The sequence below is a fragment of the Opitutaceae bacterium TAV5 genome (genome assembly GCA_000242935.3).
GTDB lineage: Bacteria > Verrucomicrobiota > Verrucomicrobiia > Opitutales > Opitutaceae > Geminisphaera.
The window spans coordinates 3,400,365-3,421,469 of record CP007053.1 but is presented as its reverse complement, the minus strand read 5'-3'; the positions used below and the strand labels follow the sequence as shown (position 1 = coordinate 3,421,469).

The 21,105-nt window shown below is 63.8% G+C and carries 15 protein-coding genes; 12 read left to right on the top strand and 3 right to left on the bottom strand.

Annotated features, from left to right (window positions below; genetic code table 11):
- Window positions 1-116: 116 nt before the first annotated feature.
- The 7 genes from OPIT5_14710 (at window position 117) to OPIT5_14680 (ending at window position 8,821) form a co-directional block, all read left to right on the top strand.
- Complete coding sequence (locus OPIT5_14710) at window positions 117-1,250, top strand: LacI family transcriptional regulator (protein ID AHF91276.1); 1,134 nt, start codon at window positions 117-119, stop codon at window positions 1,248-1,250.
- A 219-nt stretch (window positions 1,251-1,469) separates the two neighbouring features.
- Entirely contained in the window at window positions 1,470-3,254 is a 1,785-nt protein-coding gene (locus tag OPIT5_14705) for a flagellin biosynthesis protein FlgM (protein ID AHF91275.1), read from the top strand.
- A 65-nt stretch (window positions 3,255-3,319) separates the two neighbouring features.
- Complete coding sequence (locus OPIT5_14700; GenBank protein AHF91274.1) at window positions 3,320-4,564, top strand: hypothetical protein; 1,245 nt, start codon at window positions 3,320-3,322, stop codon at window positions 4,562-4,564.
- Between the two features lie 185 nt (window positions 4,565-4,749).
- Window positions 4,750-5,073, top strand: coding sequence for a hypothetical protein (locus tag OPIT5_14695; GenBank protein ID AHF94406.1), 324 nt, complete (start codon window positions 4,750-4,752; stop codon window positions 5,071-5,073).
- 66 nt (window positions 5,074-5,139) lie between these two features.
- Window positions 5,140-6,276, top strand: a complete 1,137-nt coding sequence (locus OPIT5_14690; protein ID AHF94405.1) for a hypothetical protein — start codon at window positions 5,140-5,142, stop codon at window positions 6,274-6,276.
- Entirely contained in the window at window positions 6,273-7,550 is a 1,278-nt protein-coding gene (locus tag OPIT5_14685; GenBank protein ID AHF91273.1) for an FAD-dependent pyridine nucleotide-disulfide oxidoreductase, read from the top strand. Before OPIT5_14690 ends, OPIT5_14685 begins: the two co-directional genes overlap by 4 nt.
- A gap of 113 nt (window positions 7,551-7,663) precedes the next feature.
- Entirely contained in the window at window positions 7,664-8,821 is a 1,158-nt protein-coding gene (locus tag OPIT5_14680; protein AHF94404.1) for a hypothetical protein, read from the top strand.
- On the opposite strand, the gene OPIT5_14675 is transcribed toward OPIT5_14680, so the two are convergent.
- Window positions 8,761-9,990, bottom strand: coding sequence for a lipolytic protein G-D-S-L family (locus OPIT5_14675; GenBank protein ID AHF91272.1), 1,230 nt, complete (start codon window positions 9,988-9,990; stop codon window positions 8,761-8,763). The two genes, OPIT5_14680 and OPIT5_14675, sit on opposite strands and share 61 nt — an antisense overlap.
- 60 nt (window positions 9,991-10,050) lie before the next feature.
- Between OPIT5_14675 and OPIT5_14670 the strand changes: the two genes are divergently transcribed.
- From OPIT5_14670 to OPIT5_14660, 3 genes are all read left to right on the top strand, one after another.
- A complete protein-coding gene (locus OPIT5_14670; protein ID AHF94403.1) occupies window positions 10,051-14,160 on the top strand; it encodes a hypothetical protein in 4,110 nt (1,369 codons plus the stop codon).
- 529 nt (window positions 14,161-14,689) lie between these two features.
- On the top strand, window positions 14,690-14,887 hold the full coding sequence (locus OPIT5_14665) for a hypothetical protein (protein AHF94402.1): 198 nt from the start codon (window positions 14,690-14,692) through the stop codon (window positions 14,885-14,887).
- 383 nt (window positions 14,888-15,270) lie between these two features.
- Window positions 15,271-15,576 carry a hypothetical protein gene (locus OPIT5_14660; protein AHF94401.1) on the top strand — a complete coding sequence of 102 codons (306 nt, stop codon included), beginning with the start codon at window positions 15,271-15,273 and terminating at the stop codon, window positions 15,574-15,576.
- Window positions 15,577-15,618: 42 nt separating this feature from the next.
- Here OPIT5_14660 and OPIT5_14655 read toward each other — a convergent pair whose 3' ends face one another.
- A complete protein-coding gene (locus OPIT5_14655) occupies window positions 15,619-16,860 on the bottom strand; it encodes an anchor protein (protein ID AHF91271.1) in 1,242 nt (413 codons plus the stop codon).
- 146 nt (window positions 16,861-17,006) lie between these two features.
- A complete protein-coding gene (locus OPIT5_14650) occupies window positions 17,007-18,404 on the bottom strand; it encodes a hypothetical protein (GenBank protein ID AHF91270.1) in 1,398 nt (465 codons plus the stop codon).
- Between the two features lie 92 nt (window positions 18,405-18,496).
- On the opposite strand from OPIT5_14650, the gene OPIT5_14645 reads away from it, so the two are divergent.
- Window positions 18,497-19,471, top strand: coding sequence for a LacI family transcriptional regulator (locus OPIT5_14645; GenBank protein ID AHF91269.1), 975 nt, complete (start codon window positions 18,497-18,499; stop codon window positions 19,469-19,471).
- A gap of 73 nt (window positions 19,472-19,544) precedes the next feature.
- Window positions 19,545-21,035, top strand: a complete 1,491-nt coding sequence (lysS, locus tag OPIT5_14640) for a lysyl-tRNA synthetase (protein ID AHF91268.1) — start codon at window positions 19,545-19,547, stop codon at window positions 21,033-21,035.
- Window positions 21,036-21,105: the final 70 nt, after the last annotated feature.

Sequence of the window (21,105 nt, the reverse complement as noted above, 5' to 3'; positions counted from 1 at the left end):
ATTTTTGAAGGTATTGACTTAACGGGTGCGGGCGTAAGGCGGGCTGGCCGCCTGGATGGCAGCCACGATGTTTCACCCTTGTCGTGGCACAACCGCGACGCTACTGAAGCGTTCAAATGGCCAACCGTAGCCCCAAAAACACTCCGGCTGTTTCTGCTTCGCCGGCTCCGCCCGCTCCCCGCCGCCCCACCCTGCGCACCATCGCACGCGAGGCCGGCCTCTCCCTCGCGGCCACCTCGATGGCCCTGCGCAACCATCCGGGTATCGCCGCCTCCACCTGCGCCCGGGCGCAGGCCGTGGCACACCGCCTCGGCTATCATCCCGACCCCAAGCTCGCCACGCTCATGCAGCACCTGCGCACGCAGAGCGGGACGGAGTATCACGAGACCATCGCCTTCCTGAGCAGTTTTGCCCGTTACGAGGAGTGGTCATGGATTTCCCAGCACGATTATTACCTCGGCGCGACCGAGCGGGCCAGCGAGCTGGGCTATCGGGTGGAAACTTTTCACCTCGGAGCCCCGGACATGACTCCCTCCCGCATGAGCGACATGCTGTCGGCACGAGGCATCCGGGGGCTGCTCGTCGCCGGTTTTCCGCAGGCCGGCACGCATCTTCCGCTCGCGTGGGAACGCTTCGCCGCGGTGACGTTCGACTACTCCGTGACCACTCCCCTGCTGCATCGGGCCACGACCGACTACTATCGCGAAATGCTCACCGTCCTTCACCGGCTTTCCGAGGCAGGCTGCCGACGCATCGGGCTCAACATCAGGATCGGAGACGATGCCAAGGTCTGGAGCCTGTGGCGCTCCGCGTATTTACTTTTCAACGACACCCTGCCGCGCAACAGACGCCTCCCCGTGAACGCATCCGACGACGGAAAGGGAAATCTCGACACATGGATCAGGAAATATCGTCCGGATGCAATCGTCAGCGCCGGGGGAGACTTTCCCCTCGACTACGAAAAGGTGCGCCGCCGTCCGCCTCCGGACGACATTCGCTACGTCAACATGAATATCCGCCACGCGGACTCCCGCTCACAGGGTATCGACAAAATTTCCTGGGTTGTCGGCCGGATGGCCTGCAATCACTGTGTCACCTTGCTCCAGCAGAACGAAATCGGCCTGCCCGGACACCCCCAAATCATCTCCATCGAAGGCAAGTGGGTGGAGAATTACGACACCTGGCTGGCCTCGCTCGACAGCCGTTGCACACGACCGGAATGCACCTACACCGGGCGCGGGAAATCGTGATTCCTCCTCCCCCCGGAACCTGTGCACTTACGTTCGGTAACTGATGTTACGCGCTTGCGACGTGGCACGGGCATCTTGCCCGTGGACGGCGCTCCGCGCCGCAAGCGTCCCGTCCCTGCAAGCGTCCCCCTCCCCCCCCTCTCCTCCCGGCAATCATGGGCAGGATGCCCATGCCACGCTAACCGACGACGCTTCGCGTCGTCCACGGGCTGGAAGCCCGTGCCACCGTCGGCCTGCGTAACATCAGTTACACAGTGGGCATGGCGGACTGAACGCTTCACCTGCCGCCTTCTCGCGGCCGGGCGGTGCGTATCGTTCCCTTGGCGCAACGAAATCATGCACACGGCCTCCTCCGTACTCGACACACCACCACGCCAGTCCGCACACGCCCGTGCGCACGCTCCCGAATCCGTTCCCGTCTCGCACCGCTGGCACACCGGCAACCTGCTCGCCTTTTCCCATCTCGACGGTCCGGCCGACTACACCCACGGGCTCGTGGCACGGACGGTTCCCGACGGGATCGACTGCAAGTTTCCCGGACCGGGCCATGTGCGGTTTCTCCATCGGGTCGGCCAATCCCGTGTCACCGGCGACTGGTTCGAAGCGCAGGCGGACGACGGTTCGCTCATTCGCGGCGTGATGCTCGATGCGCACCATCTCCTGGTCGAAGGTTCCTGTGAAATGCACGCCGCTTCCGCCGCGATTGCGTCCCTTTCCGGCAACGGTCGCCTGCTTGTCGGCTCCTCGGCCCGTTTCAATCCTGCCCTGCTCGATATCGATTTCGATGCCATCGTCCGCACGCGCCTCCACTGGCTGAAACGGCAACTTCCCCGACTCCCCCGCCCCGTGCCCGCCGCCTCCCGTCATCCTCTCGTCCGCGCGCTCTCGCAGATGAAAGGGCAGGTCTGCTCACCGGAAGGGATCATTCGTCACCCCTGGACCACGCCCGACCGCTGGCCGCACCGCGACATGTGGCTCTGGGACTCCGCCTTCCACGCCATCGGCTGGCGGCACATCGACCCGGCGCTCGCACAGCAGATGATCGACGCCGTGCTCGACGTCCAGGCGCCCGACGGCTTCGTGCCGCACATGGCCAACCCGAGGCGACGTTCCGACATCACCCAACCTCCCGTCCTCGCGCTCGGCGCCAGTCTCGTTTTCGAAAAGACACGCGACCTCGCCTGGCTGGCCGCCCTCTATCCGAAGCTCTGCGCCTGCGTGGAGTGGAACGCCGCCCACCGCGATACCGACGGCGGTGGCCTGCTCGAATGGTTCATCGAGCAAACACCGGACTGCCGCAGCGGCGAGAGCGGCATGGACAACTCTCCGCGCTTCGACATCGCCGTCCCTCTCGACGCGCCGGATTTCAATGCGTACCAGGCCAGCGAATACGAGACGCTCGCCGCCTTCGCGCTTCTCCTCGGCCGCCCCGACGAGGCCGCACGCTGGTCCGCCCGCCACGCCGCGCTGTGCGCCCTGATCAACGAAAAACTCTGGTCGGACGAACACCGGCTCTATTGCGACCTCGATCCCCGGACCGGGCGGCACACGGGGATCCTGTCGAGTGCGGGCTTCCTGCCGCTGCTTTGCGGCGCTCCCGATTTGTGTCAGGCGATGGAGCTCGCCGCGCATCTCGAAAACCCCGCGACCTTCGGCACCGCGTTTCCGATTCCCTCGATCGCCGCCTGCGATGCGGCCAGCTATTCGAAGGACATGTGGCGCGGCCCGACGTGGATCAACATCAACTGGCTTGTGGCGCGCGGCCTCCGCCGCTACGGCCTGAGCGCCGCCGCCGACCGGTTGCGCACGCTCACGCTGGCGGAACTGGAGCGGACATGCGCGACATGGGGTACGTTTTTCGAATACTTCGACGACCGCCGTCAGGTGGAGCCGCCGTTTCTGCTGCGCAAACTCAAAAACATCCCGGGCCGCCATCCGCATCAGGCAATCCATGACTATGGCTGGTCCGCGACACTTTATGTGGACTGGCTGCTGGAATCCTGAGGCGGTCAGGGTGTTGATTTTTGAGCCTGCCTTAATGATTTAACCTCCATTCCTCCCCGGAGATCATGTTTACAAAAATTCCGGACACCGCCATCTCGTCCACCGAAAAACTGCTCGTGGAATCCGGACTTTTCCAGTCGTGGAGGGATCCCGGATCAGGTGTGGAAAGCTTTATCCTGAATTCGCGGGTAGCTCCGGTACAGCAGTCGTTTTATTTCGTGAACCGGAGCCTTGGCGACGACGGGCGTTTTTGCTGGTTTTACTGCGCATTTCCGCCAAGCGGGAATGCCAACCAGGGACGTTCGCTCGGCGTGGCCGATCTGGCGGAGGGGACAGTCACGCACTTTCCGGAAACCCATTTCACCGACGCATCTCCGCTCGTCGACGGGCGGACGGGAGAAGTTTACTGGTGCTCGGGACTGGAAGTCTGGAAGCGTAGTCCATCAGAAGATACGAGGGCAACGCTGGTCAACCGGTTTCCTGAAAAACTGGCGAGGAACCGGCGCCCGTGGCGGTTGGCAACCCACCTGACGTTTTCGGCCGACCGCAAGGCGGTGAATCTCGACGTGGAAATCGGCAACGAATGGCAGGTCGGACATCTGCCGCTGAATGGTGGCGAGTTTGTTTTGTGGGGCCGGTTTGACCGGTGTTTCAACCATGCGCAGTTCAGCCCGGTCGACCCGGATCTGCAATTGCTGGCGCGGGATCATTCGGTGCATCCGGTGACGGGCGAGGTTACGCGCTACGACAATCGCCTGTGGTTGCTCCGCCGCAATAGCGGAGGCGTGGCGGAGCCGGTGTTTGCCGATCCGCTTGCGGGGGCAATACATCCGGGCAATCCGCATTACGCGCATACTACAGCAGAAATAGTCGCGGATGCGCGCACGAAGCATGGCCACGAATGGTGGGGAATGGACGGACGGCATGTATTTTATGTGCACTACGGAAAGGGTGTCTTCCGGGTCAATGTGTCCGGAAAGGCGGAACGGCGCACACCGGAGTTACTGTGGGCGTCGAACACGGTTTCGCACGCGCACGCGAGCGCCGACGGGGCGCTGATCGTCGCCGATTGCATACCGGGACCACATACCGGCATTTATCGCGTGGTGTTCATCAACCGGAATACGGGACGTGAAGCTGAAATCGTGTCACATTCGGATTATCCTCCACCTGCGTTGCAGCGTTACCATGTGCATCCGCATCCACAGTTTTGTGCACAGGACCGCTATGTGTGCTACACGACATTCGTCCGCGGACGAGTGGATGTGGCGCTTTGCGACGTTGAGAAACTCGTCGCGATGACTTCGTAGCCCAAGCGGGGAAGGCGGTTCCTCCGTTCCGGGACACCACCCGCATCGGCACCCAGACCCTCGAAAAAAAGAGTTTGAAACCCTGCCGGCAAGGTCGTCAGGCTCATTTATTGATAATGAGTCTCATTCCTGAAAGAAATGCCGATCCCCCTTTCCCTGTCGGATCACGATCGCTTCGCGCCGGATTGACCGGGCCTTCATTCGATTGCGATGTCCTTGCGCCCGATCAGGATACGGTCCGGTACCTCAAAGACGTCGCCAAGGTCTGTGCCCGGGATGTCGGGGTAAACCTCTGCCTCAAACCCGCGACCGGGCATGACGGAGTGCCGGCCGGCGGGCTCTTTACCCTTCATCTCTCGCCCGGCCAGGCTGTTTCCCAGCACGCCGTCTGGTGCCTTGCCTGCCGGCTCGCCTGTTTCTGTCCCGACGCTCGCGTCAGCGTCCTTGTCGCCGCCTCTCCGGCCTTCGCCGCCGGCGTCCTCCCGCCCCCGGATGAGGGCGCCGTCTAGTCACGGCCGCAGGCAACCTCCCGCCATTTCCCGTCCCGACCATCCTGTTTTCATCCCGCCGGCCACATGCTCCGCGACGATAATCCTTTCCCGTTCACCGGTTCCCGCCACTCCGCTTCCGGACCCGCCGCCACGCCTGTCGCAGCCGCCGGCGCCTCGCTCATGCAACTGCCCGTCTGCCCTGACGTCCCCTGGCCGGCGGTGCCGAAAAGCCGGGTCCATACCGCTGAAAACGGCACCCGTTGCGTCCGGCTCGCCACCGACTGGCCGGCCCTGCTCCGCGCCTTCAACGAACTTTCCTCCGTCCTCCTCGTCGTCCGCACCCGCACCGCCGGGCTCGCCCGCGCCGGCATCCGGCCCGATTTCCGGCCCTGCGCCGGCACCTGGTGGATGGAGCTCTCCACCGGTACGGAGATCGATCTCTCCGAATGGTCGCTCGCCCTCGCCGTCGACGAACCCGCCCCGGGCGGCCGCGTCCTCGGCTGGCAGATTTTCGACGAGAACGGGCATGGTCTCCTCAAGCTCCACATCGCCCCGCGCGATACCGATCTCTGGCACATCCTCCTCTCCGATCATGCCAGCGACGGCTGGTCCATCGCCGCTCCCCTCGTCCCCGACGCCCGCCCGCCCGCCGCCTGGGGCCACAATCTCCCCGCCCGCTGGGATGCCGCCGATCCCGCCTGGAGCCCCTCGCTGGCCACCGGCGCCACGCCCGCCTGGCGCCTCTCCGCCGCCCGCGCTCTCGGCCCCGAACGCGCCCGCCCCGTCAGCCTCGCCGCCCTCGCCCGGATGCTGATGACGGTTACCCGCGGCAACGCCGCCCCCGACTGTCCGCCGCACTCGCTCGACTGCGTTCTCGAACACGGCTCCACCCGCCGCACCCGCGCCCGGTTCACGCCGCACGTCAGCCGCCTCGGCGATCGCTGCCTCGTCCTCGCCGACACCCGCCACCAGCTCCACCTCTTCCTCGACCCCGACCCCGCCAACCCCGCGCCCGGCCACACCGCCTGGCTGACGCGCCGCCCTTCCGCCGCGCGCGACGAATTCTGGCTCGAACTCTTCGACGCCCCGGGCCTCGCCCGCCTGGCGCTGCGGTTTGCCTCATCGCCCGCCGGACTTGCGTGGCTGGAAAACCTGGTCACCCGTGACTCCGGGACCGCCACCCCTCCCGCCGCCGCCGACACGAATCCACCTTCTGCATGAACAAATCAACCGTGCCTCCACACGTTATCATTCTGGGCGGCGGTTTCGCCGGCCTCGCCGCGGCTCGCGCCCTGGCTACGCCCGCCGTCCGCGTCACGCTCGTGGACCGGCAAAACCACCACCTTTTCCAGCCGCTCCTCTACCAGGTGGCCACGGCCGGACTCGCCGCGCCCGACATCGCCCAGCCTCTCCGCCACATCCTCGCCAACCAGGACAATGTCACCACGCTCATGGATGCCGTCGAGAGCATCGACCTCGAGGCCCGCCGCGTGAAACTCTCCACCACCACCCTGCCCTACGACTACCTCATCGTCGCGCTCGGAGCCCGCACCGGCTATTTCGGCCGCAACGAATGGGCGCAACACGCCCCCGGCCTCAAGACGCTCGATGAAGCCACCCGCCTGCGCCGCGAGATGCTGCTCGCCTTCGAACGTGCCGAAGCCGCGCCCGATCCCCGCGAAGCCCAGCGCCTGCTCAGCTTTGTCGTGGTCGGCGGCGGTCCCACCGGCGTCGAGATGGCCGGCGCGCTCGCCGAACTCGCCCGCCAGGCGCTCGTGGACGATTTCCGCCGCATCGATCCGTCACTCGCCCGTGTCCATCTCGTCGAAGCCGGCCCGCGCCTGCTCCCGATGTTTTCCCCCGCGCAGTCCGACTATACCCGCCGCCGCCTCGAAAAAATGGGCGTCACCGTCCACCTCGGCACGCCCGTCCGCGACCTCGGCCAGGGCTGGGTGCAGGCCGGCGAACAACGTATCGACAGTGTCGTTACGATCTGGGCGGCCGGCGTCGAGGGCAGCCCGGTCTCGCGCACCCTTGCCGGCGTGCCGCTCGATCGCGGCGGTCGCGTCCAGGTCGCGCCCGATCTCGCGGTTCCCGGCCACGATCATGTTTTTGTCGCCGGCGACCTCGCCGCGCTGACCGACCCGCGCGGCGTGCGCGTGCCCGGCGTGGCTCCCGCCGCCGCGCAGATGGGGCGCCACGCCGCCCGCCAGATTCTCGCCGATCTGAAAGGCCGCCCGCGAAGGCCGTTTTATTATCGCGACAAGGGCTCCATGGCCACGATCGGCCGCAGCGCCGCCGTGGCCCAGGTGGGCAAGCTCCGCTGGCGAGGCTGGGCGGCGTGGGCCGCCTGGCTGACCATCCACCTCTACTTTCTCGTCGGCCTGCGCAACCGCCTCGTCATTTTCCTGCAATGGACCTGGGCCTACTGGACCTGGCAACGCGGCTCCCGCATCATCACCGGCCTCAACCTCGGCGACCCGGACCGCAAGTAACGGCTAGCATCGCCCAGGTTTTCGGGAATACCAATACCGCGCTGCCGCACAAAAAACCGTGTGCAGGCGACAAACCAGTCGACAAGCCTCCTTCAAGCGATTGAAACGGCTCGATGGCTTCCGAAAAAAAAGAGGCGCGACTCCGCGGCCGACCCTCGGGCAAACGTCCGGCCCGCTCGTCTTCCGCCGCGTCTTCGACCGCCCCGGCCGTCGCGTCCACCGGCAAACGCACGACCATCATGGACGTCGCCCGCGAGGCCGGCGTCGATTTCTCCACGGTTTCACTCGCTCTTCGCAAAGACCCCCGCATCAGGACCGAAACCCGCGAACGCATCGAGGCCGCCGCCAAGAAAATCGGCTACTACCCCAACCGCCTCGCCCGCTCCCTCTCCGGCGGCGCCACCCGCGTCATTGGCGTGATGCTGACCGAAATGAGCCGCTTCTTCGCCACCCCGCTCGAAGAGTTCCAGCGCGTCGGCGAAGCCGCCGGTTACACCCTTTCCGTCCACTTCTCGTGGTGGGACATGGAACGCGAGCGCAAAGGCATGCAGCAATTCTGCGAAAACTGCGTCGAAGGCGTCATCTGGGCGCCCGACGTCTTCGACACCTCGCTCAGGGAAACCGCAACCCTGCTCCACAACGCCGGCATCCCCGCCGTCCTGCTCGGACTGATACACGACGACGACACCCGCACGGTCCCCTGCCACCAGATCGGTATCGACATCAGGAGCGGTCTCCGGCTCGGCCTCGAACACCTTCTCTCGCTCGGACACCGCCGCATTGCCATCGCCACCGCCGCCGGCATGGAAGGCAAACGCGGTGACATGTTCCAGCTCCGCCTGCGCATCCTCCGCGAACTTTTTTCCGAACTCGGCCTCCCGCTCGCCGACGCCGACACATTCCTTGCCACCGACCACGAACACGGCGGCATTGAAATCGCCATGCAGCTTGCCCGCCGTCCGCGCGCGGACTGGCCCACTGCCATCTTCGCCGCCGAGGATTCGCTCGCGCGCGGCCTTGCCAAAAGCCTGCACGCACTCGGCATCAACATCCCCGGCGACATCAGCCTCCTCGGTTACCATGTCGGTTCGGATGAGCTCATGGGCCCCGTTCCCCTCACCACGGTTTCGCTGGAAAGCGGCAACTTCGCCACCCGCGCCATTGACCTCCTGATCGGCCTGATGCGTAAAAAAACGCCCGCCATCCCTCATCAAATCATCACCGTCCCCTCCACCATCATCGAACGCGAATCCTGCGCCAGTCCCGGTTGACCACCCCCCTTGCCCTGCCGCTCGCATCCGAGCACCGCCAGCAGGCAATCCGCGTAAAGCCGGTGTCCGAAATCGTTGGGATGATTCACCCCATTCCCTGTCATGCTCCAGAACCCCTTGCGCCCCGCCACGTAGTCCCAAACCGGACGGACATCGCATAACACGATCCCGCTGCCCGGCAAAGCCAGCTCCGCCAGAACCCTGCCATAGGCTTCGTGCAAATCCGCCCGCGCCAGATGCCACGCGTCATGGGCGTTCATTCCGGACACCAGAACGAACTCCGTATCCGGAAGCATACTGCGCACATGACGAATCATGCCCCCGACGCTCGCCCCGAACCCGTCCGCGCTCACGCCGGCCGAAGCGTCATTCATGCCGAAAGCCAGCACCACAAGATCGGGGAAAAATCCGGTCACCGCCTCCATTTGCGCCCGATCGGCCCCCCATGCCGCCGTCTTCCCGCCAGCCGAAAAATTCCTCACCACAACCTCCTTCCACCGCCCGTCCCCTCGCGTCCCCTCGCGGGTTCCGCCCCGTCGCAAGCCCTCGGCGACCAGCTCCACATACCACGGCTGAAACGGCGCCACCCCGCATCGTCCCGATGCGTTGGCTCCCGTCGAAATACTGTCGCCCAGCACCGCCAGCCGCAATCCCCTTCCCCCGGCCAACCGCTCCGCCATCCCCGGCAAATCCTCCTGCCTGCCCACCGGCAACGGACCGCTCCACTTCTCTTCCGTCTCGTAGTCCACACACACCTGCAGGCTGTGAAAATAATGCCCTTCGGAAAAGTGAATCAGGCGCCGCCCGTCGCGATGCCGTTCGATCGTGCGCGCGCCGGCAATCGGCGGGAACAGCTCATCCCTGCCAAGCGCCGGTGCCGGCAACTCCATCCAAAACCGTCCGCCGCCCGCCCTCCCTCCCGTCCCCTGGCGGGTTCCCCGCATCCGCTCCTGTGGATAAACCACCGTTCCGCCAGAGTTACGGACCCGAAGAATCCTTTCCGGGGAAAACAACAACCGGCCCGACGCCTCCCTTTCGCCCGCCTCCCGCACCAGCAGCACCGGCTCACCCTGCACCCTCCGGCATTTCGTTTCCCCGTCCGCCCCTTGCCCCCGCCACACGGGGGGAGGCAAATCATCGAACGGGAAGACATTTCGTGTTTGATCCATGGATACAATTTCAGAATTCATACGGAAGCGGCGACGGGCTGCTCGCCCGGATATCTCCGATTGCCTGCAACACGGCAAAAAACCCGCGAAACAGAAATCGGAGAGAAAAGAATTGAATTTTTTCAAGCGTTTGAAAACATAATTCATATCCTCTTCATGAAACAAAAACTCCGCCTCTCCCCGCTCGCACCTTTTGCCCTGTCCGCAGGCGTACTGCTGGCATTATTGCTTAACGTCTCGGCGCATGCCGTCCCCTCCACCGCCGCCACCTTCATCTGGCTTGAAAAACCGTCCGCCACCAATTTTCCCGACAATCCCGACTGGGACATCCTCTCCGAAAAGCGCGCCCCCGCCGTCATGAATGTGCGGGACGCCAGCCGTTCGTCGTCGTTTTTCATCGAATACACCTTCACCATCCCCCCTGCATCCGCCACCTCTGCGCCAGACTCCGCCGCTCCCTGGTATCTCCGGGGCCGCAACTACGACCCCAACTGGTCCTCTCCCGCCCGCTGGCGGCTCGACGACCAGCCCTGGCAAACCTGGCAACCCGGTCCCGCCGCCGACCGCGCCGTCTTCAACAAGACCTTTGTCATGCAGTGGCACCCGTGGACCTCCACCCCGCTCGAACTTGCTCCCGGAGAACACCGCATCCGCATCGAGCTCACCGGCACCCGCAAACGCGGCGACATCCCTTTCTTCGTTCTCGACGTCCTTCTCCTCACCCGTGGCGATTTCACTCCCAAGGGTGCCGACAAACCCGACGCCGTCGTTGAAAAGCAACAACAACTCTCCCGCGCCCTCGCCACCCGCCTCCCCGCCGACGAAGCCGCCGCCTTCAACATCCGCGCCGACGACATCGCCCGCCGCGCCCTCATGGAGAACCTCGGGGCGCACCACGAATTTGCCGCCCTCAATGACGAAATCAGCCGGGCCACCGAACGCCAGACTCTCGTCGCCGCCAATACCCGGACCCCTCTTCACGGCAAGATCACCGACATTCAACTCATTCCGGCGGAGTCCGCCTCCTCCCCCCGCCAGCTCACCTTCAAGGTCACCTGGAACCGCTCCTGGACCGATACAAAACTCTGGCTTGGCTTCACCCAAAACCGCGCCCTCTACACCAGTCAGCTTCTCCCCCCGCCGGCCACCCGCGAGCAAACCCACACCATCGACCTTCCTCCCGGCCTCCCCGCCGGCAACATTACCCTCCAGCTCGTCCCTATCGACCAACCCGGCGCCGCCACGGCCACCGCCTCCTTCGACCTGACCACCTCCACCGCCCCTGCCAACCCCCCGCCACTCGCCCACGCCTGGGGCATCTATCGCGAGACCCAAAACCTCCGCGCCCACCCCTGGAGCGTCAACGATTCCGGGATGATGTTCTGGGACGGCGCGCCTTATGTTCCCGTCGGCGGCATGTTCAACACCAGCAACACCTGGCGAACCAACAAAGGCGACCCCGATGGCTCCCCCGTCAAGCGCACCGCCACCGATCTCCTCCGCGCCCAATTCCAGGTCCTGCGCGACTACGGACTGCGCGACATCTACTTCAACGCCTTTTTTCTCCGCTCCGATCCCAACGCTCTCGCCGCCACCATCAACGCCGCCGAGCAGGCCGGCATGCGCTACGGCCTCCACGTTTCCAGCACACCCGCGTATCGCAGTCTCGGATACCACGCCACCGTCCCAGTCGAGATCCCCTCCGGAGCCGACTCCTGGAAAATCCGCACCACCACCAACACCGCCGACATCCGCCCTGTCCACCGCGTCCTCTGGGCGCTCTTTGACGACAAAAACGCCCTCCTTGAAAAAGGCTCCGGCACCCTCGTCCCGGAACCCGCTTCCGACCCCGACGGCAAAGGCAAAAACAAAACCGACCTCTGTCTCGACCTCCGCTTCCGCGCGACCACCGGCAAGCGCACGCTCGTTTACACGCCCCAACTCGTCATGGGCGCGCAGGACGTCATTGGCTACTCCGCCGGCCTCGACGACTACATCGCCAGCCTCCGCGAAACCTACGGCGGCCTCGCCTACGGCCCCGGTCTCCGCCTCTGGATCGACCCCTTCCAGAACGAACTCCACGCCCGTCCCGTCACTCTCTGCACCGACGCCCCGGTCCGCCGCTCCTACGAACACTGGCTCCTCGACCGCTACGGCTCCATCGATGCGCTCAACGCCGCCTGGCAACCTCGCCGGCCCGACGCGCGACTCGAGGATTTCTCCCAGGTCTCCCGTCTCGTCCCCCTGCGCGAGACCGACGACACCGTTTACTGGATCGACTCCGAAACCCTCTCCGTCCACGCCTTCGCCGGCGGCAGCAGTCCCTCCCCCTCCCTTCGCGATCTCAAACTTTTCCGCGGCTACTTCGCCCAACAAACCATCAGCCGCGTTGCCGACGTCCTCAAATCCATCGCCGACGTCCCCGTCATCCTCAAACACAACACCTTCTTCAACGACTGGTTCATCAACCCCGCCCTCGCCGGCGGCCAGGACGGGCTCGGCTACGAACCTTACTGCTACGGCGACAGCCTCGCCTACCACAATTCCCTCATTCCCTACGCCCAGGCCATCGCTTCCGGCCGCCGCCAGTGGACCCTCGTCACCGAAACCTCCGCCGCCGCCTTCGACGGCCAGAAAAACTACGTCGGCTACCTCGACCGCATCCAGCTCCTCCACGACTTCGACCAGATGCTGAAATTTGGCGCCAAAGGCTTTTATACCTTCGGCTTCGCGTTCGATCCCCCGCTCAACTTCCAGGTCACCGAACTCCTCCGCGATCCGCGCCAGCTCGAATGGCTCGCCACCTGGCAAAAGACTCTCGAAGCCGCTCCTCGTCTCTCCTCCTACCTGCCTGAAGTCCACGGCTGGTATCCCGCCTACCTGCGCGAGCGCGAGATCGTATCCGCCAACCCGCTCCCCTACGCCATGCATGGCAACTACACCCAGCGCGTCGCGCAGATGCGCATGGCTCCCGACGGACGCTGGATCGTCCCCGCCATGCACCTCGATGCCCCCTGGAAAAGCGTCCTCGCCGCCACCGACCTCCTCACCGAAGCCGAAAAAAACGCCCTCCGCAATGCCTCGCCCTCCCTCCTGAAATTTGAAATCTCAAATCCGAAATCCCCCGCCACGACTCCCGCCACTCCTCCGCTCGACGGTTTCACCGCCAACGGCATCGGCCTCATTCCGCCGGCGCCCGCATGGATGACGCTCGACCAGTTCCGCGAAACCATCCTCGGCTACCGCGTTTTCCAGACCGAATCCCTCAACGGCCAGACCCTCCCCGACGGACGCCTCCTCGTCTGGACCTGTGTGGAGCGCGACCGCGCCGAAGTTCGCCTCCCCGCCACCGCCACTGCCACCAATCTCGCAGGCAAACCGCTCTCGCCGGAAAAACTCTCCTCCGGTGAAAACCGCCTCACCCTCATCCGTCCGCCCTACGAACAGAAAAAAGGCGACCTCCCCGACTACCTCGCCCACCTGCCCAAAGGCTATCACCACCCTGACACCGGCCAGCCCGAGGCTGCGATCCTTTCCGGCATATCCGTAGATCAACTACTCGCCGCCCATGCTCCTGCCTGGCACCGCTGGCTGCCCGCCGGCGTCGCCCCCGCGCAAGTCGTCGCCTGGCAGGAAGCCGAGCAGCCCGACGAAACCACCTTCGTCCAGCCCCGCGTCGAGGGTTACAGCCGTTACAGCGGTCCCGGCGGCGCCGCCATCGGCATGAATACGTATTTCAACCCACCCGCCGGCAAAACCTGGCATGCCCGCTACACCCTCAAGACAACCGGTCCCGGCAACGCCGCCACCTTCTGGCTTCGCCGCATGGATCGCCCCGCCATGGACCTCGAAATCCGCATTGACGGCACACGCGTCGGCACGATTCCCGCCGCCGAAAGGCCCTCCGACGCCCTGCACCTCAACCCGTGGAATGCAGGCATTGGCGTGAACAACATCAAGGTCGGCTGGCACCGCCTTGCCCTCTCCTCTCCCCTTCCCTCCGGCACGCATAAACTCGAGATCATCGCGCGCCCCGGCAACGCAGGAGAACTCAAGGCCGACACCCAACTCCTCGGCGGCCAGTCCGACGCCGCCATGGAAGCCGAGGCCGCCCTCATCACCGGACTCCAGTGCGTCCAGATCGACGCCTTCATGCTGACCACGCAATGACGCACCCCACGACTCCGTCGGCCACGGCTGCGATACGGTGGATGGCGCGACAGAATTTTTCGGTAAATCTCTTCGCCGGCATCTCGAAGGCGGTCAAAAATTCTTCTGTCTTCTGAGCATCGAACGGCCCGGCCTTGTCTTTAAAAATGGTTCTTTCAGCGCCACCGGCTCGAACCCTCGATGCAGGCGCTGGCCGAGATGGAGCATCTCAAAATAACCCAAATTGTAGACGGAAAATTCCTGTAGGGCCGGCGCTTGTCGCCGTGCCGCGAGGTTTTTTGACGTCCATGCGCCCAGGCGGCATGCCGGCAAGCGTGCGACACACCACGCTCACCACGTCCAGGACATTTCCTGATATGCACCGGAATCCTTTTCCGACGCACAGGCGGCAGTCGAAATCCCGCTCGGCGCCGGGTCCGCCTCCACACGCAAATTCTTCCGCACCAGTGTAAGTCCGGGCCCTGCTCCGCGCCACCAATGCCCGCCATCGACTCGAGTACACTCATTCGCCGCTACTTTTCCTGGCCGCATGGCGCTCTCCGGCGACACCCACGCCCTTACTCTCCATCACAAGAAAACACGCCGCGCCGCCATCGACCGCTACATGCAAGCCGCTCCGATCATCCGTGATGGCATCACCCACGTGTCGACCGGAGCCAGTTGCGTATCCGTTTCGTCGCTCCTTTTATCGCGCAGGGCGCGCGGCGGATGGAGTTATCACGGATAACCACTCGATCTCCACTCGGTGTGCGGCACGGCTTTCACCCGGCCATCCCAGTTGAGAACATTCATCGATCGTCCTCCTGAATGGGGCGCTCCCAATGAGGAATAATTTGGCCATGTGCACCAGACAAGGGAAGGATAAGGATCCGAATTGTTGATACGTTCCGTCTGGTTACGATCAGGCACATTGGAATCCCGGCTGCTATTCACATACCAGTATTGCAGCTCTGTAGGACCACGCATTTTTTGCAGCACTACGGTCGGGCACATGGTTGCATCCAAATTATCCAGATAGGGATCCAGAGCCTTGTTTCGCTGTGAACTGCCATACCAGTCTTGTCCATTGTTGTACCAACGGACCGGAATGAAACGGGTAAATTCGGAACCATGGCTGAGTGGAGTCGGCCACTTACCCTTGTTGTCGTTGGCATACAAATTCAACGCCACATAAACTTGCCGGAGATTGGAAATGCACACGGCGTCGCGCGCCCGCTTGCGGACGCTGCCGATGGCTCCAAGTATCAAGCCGGCCAATACTCCGATGATGGCAATCACCGTGAGCAGTTCGACCAGCGTGAAAGCTGCGCGATCGCGGGGAACAGGACGAGGGGAAGATTGGGGAATCGAATGCATTGGGAAATCGGGATGGGGGACAGGGTGGAGGACGGGAGATGGCATGGAAACAGGAAGTAACCCGTCATACGCATCATGAACGGATTACCCGCCGTGAACCGGTCAGCGACAGCGCATGCGCATGACCAGTGCTCCGGCGAGGAGCACGCCGCCAGCCAGAAGCGCATACGTTGAAGGCTCGGGAATCGCTGTGGTCACGAACTTGAGTTCGGAACCGGAAAGCGAGAATACGCCAGTCACACCCTCAGCGAGATTGATGGCGGAAAAATTCGATACGTCAAAACCACCGCCAACCACCGAACTCAGGGTGTAGGTTTCCCCTGCGGCGCCCGTGCCGCCAAAATCGAAAACATAAGTGCCATCGGTGCCTTTCACGAAACCGGCAACGGCGAGATTTTGCGCACCGACACCGAGCGAATAACTGAGCACGGCCCCATCATTCAAAGTCACCGCTCCCACCGAGCCAACACCACCGAGTGTCGCGCCGGACGCCACAGCAACAGTTCCGGTCAGCGTTCCATCAACGATGAGCTTGCCTGCACCGATCTGGAACCCGTCCAGTGCGGAACTTCCGGTCAGAGTCAGCGTTCCTTCTCCTTTTTTTACCAATACTGCCGACCCCGAGCCGGTTTTTTCCAATCCTCCTGCATAGGCCGTATTTGTCGCCTGATCTATGATCAGCGTCGTAGTCTGGGCAGCGTTGGTTCCAAAGCGGAGCGCTCCCCCCAGACCCTGCAGTTCTCCGATGGTGTAGGTGTTGGACGTTCCCGCGCTCAATTCCATGCGAGCGCCATCGATCCTGAGCCTGGTTGCGATGCTTACGGCTGACACTTGTTGTATCTGCACACGATTCTTGTCTGCCTCCCCGGCCGAAGCGCTGGTGGCGATCGTTCCGTTCCAGGCGCTCGTCCCGGCAAGTCGTAAAAACGAACCATTGACCGCCGTGCTGGCGGACGTTGTCGCCAGTGTCAGATTACCTGAACCTCCACCGGTGATTGTCAAAATGCGGGTGTTGTTCCCGCTGCCGGTGAGGGTAGCCACGCCCTGGATGGCAAGCGTATCCACACTGACGGCACGGTCATTGGGAGCCAGAATGATCTGTGCGTCGCTCGCATTGATCACAGCCGAATAACCATTCGTCCACCGTTGATCCATCGCACCGCCGGCAGTTGTCGACCATTGGGGGGAGACAGCGGTTTCAGGGACGCCGATGGCCCACGTAGTGCTGGTATCTGTCCAGTAAAGTGTTTCCTGGGCATGCGATACGGAGGAGCAAAAGCCGCACGCAAGCGCGCCGACGGAGGCGAGGGTGAGGGTTGTTCTTTTCATTTTTCGGATAATCATGATGGAGTTTTTTCAAACGCTTGAAATCAATTCAAGCGCTTGATGTCAACCGGTAAATTCCGTCCACCGTCCTCTTTTATCCACGCCCACTCACACTCCCATCGATCCCCCCTCCGCGCCTCCCGCCACACGCCGCTATCTTTTCATTATGTGTAATGAAGCTGCGCCGTCGCCTTGCACGCGGCGCCTGCGGTCACGCGGACCCAGTGGGCGCTGAAGCCGTCGGCAAACACGTGGGGCACGTAGCCCTTCGCGGGAACCTCGATTCGCTGATACGTTTTCCATTCGCCGCAGCCGAGGAAATCCACTTCCACGGTAAACGTCACCGCGGCGTCCGCATCGTGGCTCAGGTGCAGGACTTTCTTGTCGAAGCCCGTCATCAGATACGGATCGGACGGCGCGCCCGCCTCGACCGCATCCTCCCACCACGGACCTCCCCACCCCTTCGGCTTGCCAAGTTTCCAGAGATCGTCGGTGCGCCCGAACCACAGGCCCGACTGCGGCTCGGCGCATTGCAGATTGCCGCCGCTCTCGTGACTCGCGTTGTCCGCGCCGATCACGAGCATGCCCTTCCACGAACAAAAATCCCCATGCACCCACAAGTGCGTCGAAATCGGACGGATGCCCCACACGCGGTTGCCGTAGGCCCAGGGCGAGAGTTCGTAAAACATGCCGTGGTGATCCATCAGCAGACGCTCGTGTTCGGTGGCGCGGATACGCGGCCATTCGGTCTGCCACTTGTGGTCAAAACAATGCGACGCCTTGGGCAGCCGGTACGTGCGCCACATCCCGTCCGCCTTCGTGAACACCTTGAGCAACGCCGATGCGCGATCCCAGCCCGAAGCGAAAATCGTGTTTCCGAAGTGACCCAGCCCGTTCACCGCGACGAACGGCTTGTTTTCGATGATCGTCCATGTCCGGCCGTCGTACTCGGCCAGCGTGCCCTCGCGCCGCTTCCCCAGAAACTCCGCCTCGCTGTAGTCGTTGTTCACCACCACCAGACGCCCTTCCTTGCAGAAGCAGTCCTTGAAATGGCAACTCCCCTCGCCCGGCGTTTTCAGCTCTTTCTGGAGATCGAAAAGGTGGCGAGTCTCCAGCGTGTGCACGTTGAGCTCGAAGAGTTCGCCCTCCATGCCCAGCATGTAAACGAGGTTCTTCGGATCGGTGAGATGCCGCGCCGTGCCGCACAGGCGCACCTCGGTCAGCGCCGGGACCGTGCGCACGTTGTGCTTTGTATCCACCAGATGGGGACCGATGATCAACTGGCCCGATTCGTGATGCACGAAGCGGTTCGCGTAAGTGCCATCGACCGCGGCCGGCGAGCGCGTCATCCTGAAATCGCCATCGATGATGTTGAGCCCCGTGCCGGTGCCGGTCTGCTTGCGGTGCGACACGTAGTTGAGCACATAGAGCTTGCCCTGCCACGGCATGAGGCAGCCGATCCCTACCTCGCTGCGCGGCGGACCGTAATCGGCGATTTGGGCCAGCGAAGGGACAACGCCGGAGAAATTCGGAGGAAAAGAAGAAGAGGCCGTGGAGTTCATCGCCCGCCAGCCTGTCCGGCCACGCAAGGCTTGAGAAGCCGCCGAAAATGTTCACGTTAACATTCGCCCGTAGTCCGGAGCTTCACCTATCCATGAAACCGCCCACCCTCCACGACGTCGCCCGCGAGGCCGGGGTCAGCCATATGACCGTTTCCCGCGTCGTGCGCGGCTCCAGGGCCGTCCGCCTCGCCACCGCGCAACAGGTTCGCGACGTCATCGCCCGTCTCGGTTACCGCCCCGATCCCGCGCTCTCTGCCCTCGCCGCCTATCGCCAGCGCGGAGGTGGCGCGGCGCGCGGCAGCACCCTCGTGTTCATCGACTGCGACGGCACGGCCTTCACCCGCGACGTCTGGGCCGGCGCACGTGAGGAAGCCGCCCTCGACGGCTACGCCTGCGAACAGGTCCCCCTCCCCCCCTCCCCCGCCGCGCAGCGCCGCCTCGGCCGCGTTCTCTTTCATCGCGGGGTGCGCGGGCTGCTCTTCGGCCCCTCGGAGCACCCGCAGGAATTCACCGGCTGGGCCTGGCCCGAATTCGCCGCGGTCTCTCTCGGCGCGCTCACGCACCGTCCGGCGCTTCATGCCGTGGCAATGGACTATTTTCACGGCGCGTTTTCCGGTTGCGAACGCCTCTTCGCCAACGGTTGCCGCCGGCTCGGGCTGGTGGTCGATCCCCATCTGGAATCGCGAACCGGCGGGACATGGCTGGGAGGCTACGCCGCCGCCGTCCTCCCGCGCCACGCCCCGCTCATCTGCCCGGACGGGGCACGGGGCGACCCGTCGCGCCTGCAAGCCTGGCTGCGCCGTCATCGCATCGACGGCGTGCTGACGATTCATCCGGAAATTGCGAAAGTTCTGCGGACGCGGGGCCTTGCTGCCGCATTCCTCAACAGCGGCGGGGCGGCCCTTCATTCGTTCCCGTACTATGCCTTGCAGCCTGCCGAAATCGGCCGTCATGGCGTCCGTCTGCTTCATCCCGCCGTGCTCCGCCGTGAATTCGGCCTGCCGGCCGCACCCCAGCGCGTATCGCTCCGGGGAACATGGATCGACCCGGCGGAGGATTCCGGCTGAAATTTTCCCGTTCGGTCCTCCTCGCAAAATCCGTTTGCTCCCCTCCGCCCTCCCGGCAACGCTCTTCCCTTCCATGAGCGAAGCACCTCAGCACGAAGACATCTCCCACGACCAGCACGCCGTTCGCCGCCAGAAACTCGCCGACCTGCGCGCTGCCGGCCAGGACCCGTTCCGCGCCCATTTCGAGCCCACCCACTTCTCCGCCGAAGCGCTCAAGGCCTACGTTGACGGCGAGGACAACACCGTCCCTGTCGCCGTCGCCGGCCGCCTCGTCACCATCCGCGTCCAGGGCGGCAGCGCCTTTGTCAAGATCCTCGACCAGCAGGGCCAGATCCAGCTCTACGTCCGCCGCGACGTCATCGGCGAGGCCGCCTACGCCGAGTTCAAGAAGCTCGACCTCGGTGATTTTATCGGCGCCAGGGGCACGCTCTTCAAGACAAAGACCGGCGAGATCACCGTTCGCGCCGACAGCTACACGCTCGTCAGCAAGGCCCTCCGCCCGCTCCCCGAAAAGTGGCACGGCCTCAGCGATCCCGAGCAGGTTTACCGCCAGCGCTACCTCGACCTGATCGTCAACCCCGAGTCGCGCGCCCGGCTCCAGCTCCGCTCGAAAATCGTCACGCACATCCGCCGCTTCCTCGAAGACCGCGACTTCCTCGAAGTCGAGACACCCGTCCTCCAGAACGTGGCCGGCGGCGCCGCCGCGCGTCCTTTCGAGACGCACCACAACGCGCTCGGCGTCGATTTCGTGCTCCGCATCTCGCTCGAACTTTACCTGAAGCGCATGCTCGTCGGCGGTTTCGACCGCGTCTTTGAAATCGGTCGCAACTTCCGCAACGAAGGCGTCTCCCGCCGCCACAATCCCGAGTTCACCATGCTCGAGGTGTATCAGGCCTACAGCGACTACCGCGGCATGATGACACTCGTCCGCGACCTGTTCCAGTCGCTCTGCCGCGACGTCCTCGGCACCTTCGAGATCAAGCACGCCGCCAGCGGCGAAACGATCCACTTTGCCGGCGAGTGGCGCGAAGTCCGCTACAAGGACCTCATCCGCGAAGCCACCGGCGACCCCGACTGGTTCAGCCGCAGCAAGGAACAAAAAATCGCCGGCGCGCAAAAGCTCGGCCTCTACGCCGACCCGAAGTGGGAAGACTACGAGATCACCAACGAAATCTTTTCCAAGAAAATCGAGCCCACGCTCATCCAGCCCACCTTCGTCACCCACCTGCCGAAGGAGCTTTGCCCGCTCGCCAAACTCAACCTCGAGGACCCGTCCGTCATCGACGTGTTCGAGCTCACCATCGGCGGCATGGAAATCGCGCCCGCCTACTCCGAGCAGAACGATCCCGACGTGCAGCGCCAGATGTTCGAGGCGCAGGCCGGCGAGGATATCCAGAAAATCGATACCGATTTTCTCCTCGCGCTCGAACACGGCATGCCGCCCGCCGGCGGCATGGGCATCGGTATCGACCGCCTCTGCATCCTCCTCACCGGAGCCGAAAGCATCCGCGACGTGATCCTGTTCCCGCAGTTGCGCCCGGGGGGCGCAACTGCGGGAAATTAATAATTAAGAATTAATAATTAAGAATTAAAAAATTGAAAAAAACACGAGCCCTCCGACGCGCATGCCAAAT

Bases quoted from the DNA above. Each gene is read 5' to 3' on its own strand.
- OPIT5_14710 (AHF91276.1), top strand. From the start codon at position 117: ATGGCCAACCGTAGCCCCAAAAACACTCCGGCTGTTTCTGCTTCGCCG.
- OPIT5_14700 (AHF91274.1), top strand. From the start codon at position 3,320: ATGTTTACAAAAATTCCGGACACCGCCATCTCGTCCACCGAAAAACTG.
- OPIT5_14690 (AHF94405.1), top strand. From the start codon at position 5,140: ATGCTCCGCGACGATAATCCTTTCCCGTTCACCGGTTCCCGCCACTCC.
- OPIT5_14685 (AHF91273.1), top strand. From the start codon at position 6,273: ATGAACAAATCAACCGTGCCTCCACACGTTATCATTCTGGGCGGCGGT.
- OPIT5_14680 (AHF94404.1), top strand. From the start codon at position 7,664: ATGGCTTCCGAAAAAAAAGAGGCGCGACTCCGCGGCCGACCCTCGGGC.
- OPIT5_14675 (AHF91272.1), bottom strand. From the start codon at position 9,990: ATGGATCAAACACGAAATGTCTTCCCGTTCGATGATTTGCCTCCCCCC.
- OPIT5_14665 (AHF94402.1), top strand. From the start codon at position 14,690: ATGGCGCTCTCCGGCGACACCCACGCCCTTACTCTCCATCACAAGAAA.
- OPIT5_14660 (AHF94401.1), top strand. From the start codon at position 15,271: ATGGCTGAGTGGAGTCGGCCACTTACCCTTGTTGTCGTTGGCATACAA.
- OPIT5_14655 (AHF91271.1), bottom strand. From the start codon at position 16,860: ATGATTATCCGAAAAATGAAAAGAACAACCCTCACCCTCGCCTCCGTC.
- OPIT5_14650 (AHF91270.1), bottom strand. From the start codon at position 18,404: ATGAACTCCACGGCCTCTTCTTCTTTTCCTCCGAATTTCTCCGGCGTT.
- OPIT5_14645 (AHF91269.1), top strand. From the start codon at position 18,497: ATGAAACCGCCCACCCTCCACGACGTCGCCCGCGAGGCCGGGGTCAGC.
- lysS (AHF91268.1), top strand. From the start codon at position 19,545: ATGAGCGAAGCACCTCAGCACGAAGACATCTCCCACGACCAGCACGCC.